The 8,739-nt window shown below is 37.6% G+C and carries 8 protein-coding genes; 4 read left to right on the forward strand and 4 right to left on the reverse strand.

The genetic code is table 11. The features are described 5' to 3' along the window. The first annotated feature begins 32 nt into the window (after positions 1-32). On the forward strand, positions 33-746 hold the full coding sequence (hisA, locus tag QVB70_RS10230; protein ID WP_287585692.1) for a 1-(5-phosphoribosyl)-5-[(5-phosphoribosylamino)methylideneamino]imidazole-4-carboxamide isomerase: 714 nt from the start codon (positions 33-35) through the stop codon (positions 744-746). Positions 747-795: 49 nt separating this feature from the next. Here hisA and QVB70_RS10235 read toward each other — a convergent pair whose 3' ends face one another. Then, positions 796-2,217: a pyridoxal-dependent decarboxylase gene (locus QVB70_RS10235; RefSeq protein WP_287585693.1), complete on the reverse strand. Its 1,422-nt coding sequence runs from the start codon at positions 2,215-2,217 to the stop codon at positions 796-798. A 46-nt stretch (positions 2,218-2,263) separates the two neighbouring features. Then, complete coding sequence (locus tag QVB70_RS10240) at positions 2,264-3,994, reverse strand: ATP-dependent DNA ligase (protein WP_287585694.1); 1,731 nt, start codon at positions 3,992-3,994, stop codon at positions 2,264-2,266. Between the two features lie 460 nt (positions 3,995-4,454). On the opposite strand from QVB70_RS10240, the gene QVB70_RS10245 reads away from it, so the two are divergent. The 3 genes from QVB70_RS10245 (at position 4,455) to QVB70_RS10255 (ending at position 6,151) form a co-directional block, all read left to right on the forward strand. Then, positions 4,455-4,772: a DUF3303 family protein gene (locus QVB70_RS10245; protein WP_287585696.1), complete on the forward strand. Its 318-nt coding sequence runs from the start codon at positions 4,455-4,457 to the stop codon at positions 4,770-4,772. 363 nt (positions 4,773-5,135) lie between these two features. Beyond that, positions 5,136-5,612, forward strand: a complete 477-nt coding sequence (locus QVB70_RS10250; protein WP_287585698.1) for a hypothetical protein — start codon at positions 5,136-5,138, stop codon at positions 5,610-5,612. A gap of 173 nt (positions 5,613-5,785) precedes the next feature. Continuing rightward, positions 5,786-6,151 carry a nucleotidyltransferase domain-containing protein gene (locus QVB70_RS10255; RefSeq protein WP_287585700.1) on the forward strand — a complete coding sequence of 122 codons (366 nt, stop codon included), beginning with the start codon at positions 5,786-5,788 and terminating at the stop codon, positions 6,149-6,151. 71 nt (positions 6,152-6,222) lie between these two features. On the opposite strand, the gene QVB70_RS10260 is transcribed toward QVB70_RS10255, so the two are convergent. Continuing rightward, positions 6,223-7,014 carry a restriction endonuclease subunit S gene (locus QVB70_RS10260; RefSeq protein WP_287585702.1) on the reverse strand — a complete coding sequence of 264 codons (792 nt, stop codon included), beginning with the start codon at positions 7,012-7,014 and terminating at the stop codon, positions 6,223-6,225. A gap of 97 nt (positions 7,015-7,111) precedes the next feature. Beyond that, positions 7,112-8,739: N-6 DNA methylase (locus QVB70_RS10265; RefSeq protein WP_287585705.1), on the reverse strand; the 1,628-nt coding region annotated here is incomplete at its 5' end.

Below are 8,739 nucleotides of genomic sequence, written 5' to 3' on the forward strand. Positions count from 1 at the left end.
ATTTCTCAATGTAGAAAATCAGGTGTTAAATAATGCAAATAATGCCAGCCGTTGATCTCAGAGAAGGGAAATGTGTTAGATTGACTAAAGGTAAACCTGGAACGGAAGAAACATATTATAACGATCCAATCGATGCCGCAAAATATTGGTGGGAACAGGGTGCTACAACTATCCATATAATCGATTTAGATGCCGCATTAGGTTTGGGAGATAATATAGAGATCATAAAAGCTATAGTGAAAGAAGTAGACGCCGAGTTCCAAGTTGGAGGTGGAATCAGCGATATCGAAAAAGCATTGACACTGCACAAACTTGGGGTGGAACGCGTTATCATAGGTACTTCAGCTGTGAAAAATCCAGAAATGATTACAATGTTAAAGGAAAAAATCGGTTCGAAACACATTATGGTTGCTTTAGATCATGTGCAAGGTAAGGTTGCAATCAAGGGATGGAGAGACGTATCAACATTTACTGCCTTTGACTTAGCTAAAGTTATTGAAGACAAAGGAGCAGGATCAATTCTTTTTACAGCGGTAGAAAGGGACGGCATGCTTACTGGACCTGATATTGAAAACACGGAAAACATGGTCCGTTCAGTGAACATACCTGTCGTTGCAGCAGGAGGCATTGGCAAGGTTAAAGATGTGGTGGAATTAGCCCGAACAGGTGTTTACGGAGCAGTGATCGGAAAAGCCTTCTATCGAAACCGTTTTACTTATGAAGAAGTCCTTGACGCTCTTAAATAGTTCTTTTTTATACTGAGTTTTACCTTAAGTTGCGTAAAAGGAGACGAAATTAAAATAATTCTTGTCCGAACTTCGTTATTCTTTGTAATGTTTGTCTAATATCATCCTCAGTAGTCCGAGGGTTTATCGTACACATTCTGAGAACTACCCTGTCTCTTAATTGAGTGGTAGCGACCATAGCATATCCATCGATTATTATTTTGTCAACTATGCTTCTGTTTAACTCGTTTAGCCTTTCATCAGGTAAATCACTAATAAATCGAAATGTAAGAATCCCCATTTGCGCGGGTGTTATAACTTCAAGTAAAGGATTTTCTCTAACAAGATGTTCAGTATATTCGGCTATTTTGAATCCCTTTGTTACAGCACGTCTAAAGGCATTTAGGCCAAAGCATTTTAGCGACATCCACAATTTTAAGGCACGAAAACTTCTTGTTAATTGAGTTCCATAATCACAAAAATTAATTTCTTCTTTTGATCTATCAGTATCTTTCAAGTACTCTGGTAAAATGCGAAACGTATCTTTAAGTAGCATACTATTTCGAACAAGTAGACAACTGATTTCATAGGGCTGGAAAAACCATTTATGAGGGTCAATAACAAGAGAATCCGCATGATCTATGCCTTGCAACAGTTTTTCCCCTTTCGAATCTAAAATTCCAGCTGCACCAAATGCACCGTCTACATGTAACCATAAACCTTCATTCTTACAAAAACTTGCCAAGTCATTTAATGGGTCAACTGAACCCGTATTAGTAGTTCCTGCATTTGCAACGACACAGAAGGGAATCTTGCCACTTATCTTATCTTCTTTAACTTTTTGTGAGAGCATTTCAATCGAAAGACGAAAATTATCATCTGAGGGGAGTTTACAACAATTTTCTTCAGAAAATCCAAGAACTTTTAGACCTCTTTCAACGGATGAATGAGTTTGATCTGAAAAATAAACAACAGAGTTAGCAATTCGATCTTTTAGTTTTACGCGTCTAGCTACTGCAATTCCTATTAAATTGGCAGCCGACCCTCCACTTAAAAATAATCCTCCCGCTTCTTCTGGCATTCCAAAAATTCTTCTTAACCAATCAACTGTCACTAATTCAATTTGAGCCGCTGAAGAGCTTTCTAGCCATGTACCAGCAAAAGGATTAAACCCAGCAACTAGAGCATCAGCTAGAACGCTTATAAAATTATTTGCCGTTGGCACAAATGCAAAGAAACGGGGATGATCTGTATACATAATATTTGTAAAAATTTCCTTTTCAATAATATCGAGAATATGCTCTGGATTCGTGCCATGATCAGGGATTGGCTCCCGAAATGTTTGTTCCATGTCTAAACGAGATGCCTTTCGTGTAACTGGTTTATTTCTAAGCTCCTCAAAATGCTTGACAATCATGTCTATGGTTTGATAACCAAGTTTTTTCATTTGCTTCTTCGATAATTGAAGATAATCTTCAGACTCTTGATTCAATTTTAACACCTAAACTCGCAAATAATAACTACTCAGAAAAACTTGTTCATCCCACTTCATCCGACTGTGATTTCCGCTTAAATTGTGAATCAAAAAGTGATCGAACCCTTTGAATGGTATCAGCTTCATTGGGAGTCTTGTCATAGCGAATACGTTTGATACGCGCAAATCGGAGTGCCATTCCTGATGAATATCGGGGTGAACGTTGAATTTCATCATACTCAACTTCAACTACAATTTGTGGTTGGACAACTACAATTCTGCCGGGTTGATCAATCTTAAGCTCTAATAAGCGTTGTGTAATTTCCTCAAATTCTGCATCTGTTAGCCCCTTAAAAGTTTTACCCAACATCTGAAAATCGCCGGTTTCTGGATCTCTTGCACCTAAGTGATAATCTGATAACCATTTATGACGACGACCAGTTCCCCATTCTGCAGCAATGATCACTAAATCAAGAGTCTCCATTGTTTGTTTTATCTTTAACCACAGTTTTCCCCGGCTACCAGGTTTATAGGGACTATCAATACGTTTGGCGATAAGACCTTCGTGACCCTCTTGTATTGCTTTTTGGAAAAACCGTGTTGCCTCTTCAGTATTTCTAGTGACAATTTGGGAAACGAGCGGAATCGAACCACAGATAGAACTTAGGCTTTCTCTTCGAATTCCATATGAGGAGTCAATTAGCACCTCACCGTCTAACATTAGCAAATCGAAAAGGAAAAGAGTGACGGGTATTTTTTCAGTCATCATTTCCACTTCCCGAATCCGTCGAAATCGTCGCATAAGATTTTGAAATGGTAATGGACGTCCATCAGGTCCAAGAGCTATAACTTCGCCTTCAAGAATACAACTAAATACACTTATTTCCTGTTCGACTAAATTAACTACATCTGGCAAACTAGCGGTAACATCGGTAAGTCGACGGCTGTATATACGAGTTTCTGTTGCCCCATTATTCTCTTGCAGATGGATTTGTACGCGGGCGCCATCGAGTTTCATTTCGAAGGCCCACTCATCATCATATTGCTGCAAAACATCATCAATATCGGTTGCTCGGGCAGCCAACATAGGAAGAAGGGGCGTAAACGGACGAAGTTTCACTTTTTGCAGACCATCGACACCTTCTGCTCTAGTAATACGTGCTAATTCGCCAACATTCCCACGAAGCATATTTGCTCGCTGAACAAGTTCCAAAGGCGCGTTATATTTGCGTGCAATGGTACTCTCTAACATCCCCTCGCTAAAGCCAATTCGTTGATCACGAAAAAGAAGCTTTGTTAGGTATTTTGCTTCGAGTGGAGTCACTCTAGTGAAGAGGGAACGAAGTAAAGTCATTTTTCTTTTGCGAGAACCAGATCCTTGAATATCAGCAATTTCTGAAAAGGTTTGATAGACATCTAGAATAGTCAGCGGGATACTGAATAGAGTTGTTTGTCGGATTCCACCAGATTTTTGGTAAATTCGGCGAACTACTTCACCTATATCACCAGTTTCGCTGAAAAATTGGCTTATCGTGTTCGGAGGAGGGTTAAGTAACTCTTGAAGGATCTGAGAAAGGGCAGACCAATCGAGATCTAATGTTCGCTGGCTAGTGCGGGGAAACGGTTGTCCGATTAGTAGTAATGACGCAGCTTCTACCTCTTCTAGAGGTATGCTGTCAAGGAACTCACCTGCCAAATACATCTTTTTTAGACGTTTTGTGGCAGCTTCAATTTGTTCTCCAAGTTCAGAGAGTTTTCGGAAGGGAGTAGATGATCTTAATGACGAGTTCGACATGCCAGTAACCTTTTTTGTTTGGTACTTCTGTTTTTGGTACTAGTAGCCAGCAGAAGTCTAATATAAGGAAAACTTGGTCATATAATACCTACATGATCGTGTATCCTTTCTGCTCAGTTCTTTTTTTGATATTCTTTTGAATTTGTACTTATTTGATATTCCTTGACTAAGAGTGAATTCAAGTTTGTCATTTGTAAAAGAAAACTATATATATAAGTTGTCATATATAGTAATTTAACTTGTCATAAACTGATAAGTTGTTTGTCATATAGCGACAAACGATCTATCAAAACTTGTACTATGACAAGTCGTGGGGGAGGGGGTGATTTCACCCCCAGTCGAAAGAGAGTCGATACCTGAGGAGTTGTATGAATGATTCTCAGGGAAACATGACTCTTACACCTCCAGGCGCCGAGGAGGGGCGCTTTATAAGTACCCAGAATAGGGAGGGGATGAAAAAATGCCAAGATTTGTTGGAATATCTAGATGGAAGCCTGAACAAACGCCAGCGGTTTTACAACGCTTTGCAGAGTTTCTAAAGGGAAAGGATTCAGCAGCTACGGAAGCTTTTAAACGGTTAAATTTCATTACATGGGATTTTCCTAGCGCCTACGGTCAAACTACGAGTGTCTATGTGGCTGAGGGTGATATGAGGGATTTATCGGCATTTAATCGCTATTGGATGGATCTACTGGAGTATGAAATATTACCCTGTGTCGATTTTGAGACCATCATAAAATTCTATCCTGATAAAGCTATTACCGCTCTAAACCCTTAAAACACGCTGCCAACCGCAGGATCTCAACTTTCAGTTTCTTTTTTTTTATTTAACTTGAAGATATATTTATTGTTCGCATATCAACTGAAATCATTTTTTGTATCGCTCGGGTTTTTCTTGTATTTTTTAGATGATTTTTGTGATTTGAAGCAACTTTGAGCGAATTATTTGTTTCCAGCTCTCTAGTTGCTATTACCAACACATTTGCATTTCAAACTAGTTTTAAAGCTGAGAATAGCGAATATAAGTATAAAAGTGAGAATAGTATAGAAACGAGAATAGCGAATAATAAATGTACCCTAGTAATTCATGTAGAGTTTCTAGAACCTTAAATAACGCCGAAAGACTGGAGAGGAGGAGACTATGGTTAAGAAAGTGGCGATACCTTTGGAATTTAAATATGATTTTGTTTTAGGAGCATGGACAACTATACTCAAAGGGTTCTTATATGCGATTCGCAAGAAATACGGAGCCTTTGCAGCACTCGAAATTTATGAAATGGTCAGTAAAATGGATGATAGAATAAGGAATATGACAAAGTCACTTATGAAGATCTTTAAAATAGAAGGAAATGATATTGAAAAAATAGAAAAGTTTTATGATATATGGTGGGAGGTCACTGGTGCTGAAAGTTCTTGGCTTGAGCGATCTAAGACAAGCATTACACAAAGAATTACTGAATGTCCGTTTAAAACAGAACCAAAAGATATCAGTGAATGGGACTTAATCTTTCCAAATATCGTTGTTAAAACTATAAACCCAAAGGCTGCGGTTGAACGTCCAAAATCCATGTGTGCAGGGGACCCCTATTGTGAATTCATATACAAAATAGAGGTGTGAGGATTCTATCTAATATAATATATTTTTGCACATGATGATAAATGTGTGCAAATCAAAAGTATAATTACTATTTGCCAAAAGTGACTTCTTATCCTTTCAGAGGATTATTATATTTCTATGAATAATTATACGGTTTATAAGAACTTATTCGAGTTTAAAGACTGGAGATACCAATGAGTCTAACATTGAAAGAACTTCGCGCACAAAAGGAAAAAAGAAAAGAGAAGTTGTTTCAAGGGCTAAAAGAAATTACACAACAACTTAAAGAGATGGGAGTTATAAGAATAATATTGTTTGGCTCTGTAGCTCATGGAAAAGTCGGTAGATGGAGTGATTTAGACCTCTTTGTTATTATGCCTCCCACAAAATCAGGAAAAGAATGGATGAAAGAGATCTATGAGATTATAGAGAGGGCTGTAGACTGTGATATACTAGCGTATACAGAAGAGGAACTAAATGAACATATTCCAATTAGTAGATTCTTACGGCATGTATTAAAAACAGGGAAGATAATTTATGAAATCAGACCCTTTCCGTGAATTTTATTGAGTGTGTTTATTAGCCCGAGACTAGTTTGTCAATTATCTGAAACCGAACCTTTAGAACTTCACTAGATATTACCACGGGCTGCTTTGTTTTGCAGTCCCATCACATTCTCTTTTTTATCATCAAATTGAATGTGCATAGCCTGATTCCGTAATTTTGCACGTTTCCCAACGATGAGTTCTACACTTTCAGAAATTTCTGCTTTAAGTTTGGAATTCTTTGGAATAGGCAGAATGATTTCTCGCAGTCTATTTCCAAGAGTCGAGATAGTAGCCTGGCGAAATGTTTTCGCTTCTATTTGATTCTGAACTATTCTCAAACCTAACAGATAAAGCAAAAGATACGGCGTCAAGTCACTCCAATCAAGAACACGAATTTTTCTAAAATGACTTTGAATAACAATTTTCACATCAAATTCTGATAGAATTGCAGTTCGACCAACTAAGTAGGTCCCATCATTTACAATAAGAATATCGTCTTTCTGTAGATCCTGCTTTGTTCTGTACATCTCATAGATATCTTCTGAAACACAATGAGTCGGATCTGCTGCAATCTCCCAGTTACTTATTTCAGAGGTGCGAATGAAAGGAATATCTCCTGTGCCATAATTTATAGAACCTATCTCGTGACCACAACTTATCTGGAGTGTGTTTTGTCCCTCCAACTCTCCAATACTTACCAAATCATAATGGCCTGTTTCTTTAAGCCTCCTTAATTCATTCTTGATTTCTGGGTTGTAATATTTTGGCATGAGAATTCCTTTTTTTAAATTCTGTACGTCAATGAAAAAACCTAGATGGTCATATTTTTCATTAAAATTTTGACGTAGATCATGATATCGCTTACCTATTTGCAAAAGATCATCATCGAGTTGTTTATCTCCATTCTTATCGATTTTATAGCCTTTAACTTATATTCTTAGATATATAAGAGACCAAAAATCAACTAAGGTACTATAGATTTCCCAAGGTTGCCTTGTTTTTTATACCCATAACACTCTCTGATGTTCCATTGAATTCAATATTCATCGCCTTATGTCTTAGCATCGAGCGCTTCTCAACTATGTTAGAAACTTGCTCAACAATTTCTTTTCTTACTTTTTCATCTTTTGGTAGTGGGATTCTGATTTCAAGAAGTCTGTTTCCTAGAGTAGAGATAGTAGCTTGTCTAAAGGATTTCGACTCAATCTGTTCTTGAACAATTCTCAATCCTAAGAGGAACAACAAAAGATAAGGGTGAATAAATTCTCGGTCTAAGACTGTAAGAATTCTGATGTGACTTTGAACAACAATTTTTGTATCATTTTCAGAAAGTATCGCGGTTCGACCCATTAGGTACGTACCATCATTTATAATTAAGATATCATCTTTTTTTAGTTTCTGGCGATCCTTGTATTCCTCGTATATATCCTCGGCTAAACAATGAGTAGGATCGGCAGTTAGTTCCCAATTTGATATTTCCGAAGTCCGAATAAACGGGATATCGCCAGTTCCATAATTCACAGATCCGACTTCATGGCCTCTCCTTATCCACAACTTTCCCAGTTTAACTAAATCACCTATAGAATAAACGTCATATTCACCAGTCTGTCGATACGCTTCTAATCTCTCATTCAATTCTGGATTATAATATTTCGGTAACAGTATACCTGACTTTAAATCGTCAAGATAAACAAGAAATCCCTTCCTATCATATTTATTAACTCTTTCATATCTGCGAGCAAAATGCTTTGATATTTCATAAATGTCATCATCAACAACATTTTGACCAGCTTCACCGACTTTATAGATGATCTTCCCTCTCTTATCATGTCCACAAGTTTTCGCGTAGGCCATAAAGATTGGATAGTTCCCCTCAGGTTTTTTCTTTCTTAAGAACAAAATATGTGTCTTCGTGGGTGTATTAGGTAAGAAAGTACTCATTGGTAAATCGACGAGTCCAATGATCTCAGCATTATCCTTGATATACTGTGTAATATAACCATCGCTGGGATTGCTTAATAAACCATCAGGTAAAACGATTGCCATTCTTCCGTTTGGAGCAAGAAATTGTAAACATCGCTCAATAAACAGAACTTGCGGTGGTCTTTTGTCTGCCTGTTTATTACCCTTCTTCCACTTACCAGTTTTTTTGTTTTTATTCCATTTAAAGCTTAACTCGAACTGAGAATACAATGATTTCTTGATAGTGATCTTTGATCCGAAGGGAGGATTAGTAAATAGAACATCAAATTTACCAAGCATTATTCTTTGTTGGGTAGTCGCCTGCCATTTTTCTGGGAATTCTAAAGAGTTTTCACAGAATATTCCGCCTCTACCGTCACCTATTAGTGCCATGTAAGCCTTTGTGACTTTTGCTAGGAACATGTCCTTGTCAATTCCACCAAAAAATTTGCTCGCAATTTCTGTCTTTCTTTTCTGTAGCATTTCGGTTGACCAATTCTTTCTTTTAGCTTCAATCTTAAGTTTTTGCCACACATGTTCCATTGCAAATATTAAGAAACCTCCGCTACCGCATGCAGGATCAACGATATGTTCGTAGGGTTGTGGGTCAAGTATCTCAACAGCCATTCGAACCACAT

The sequence above is a fragment of the Candidatus Borrarchaeum sp. genome (assembly GCF_019058535.1).
GTDB lineage: Archaea > Asgardarchaeota > Sifarchaeia > Borrarchaeales > Borrarchaeaceae > Borrarchaeum > Borrarchaeum weybense.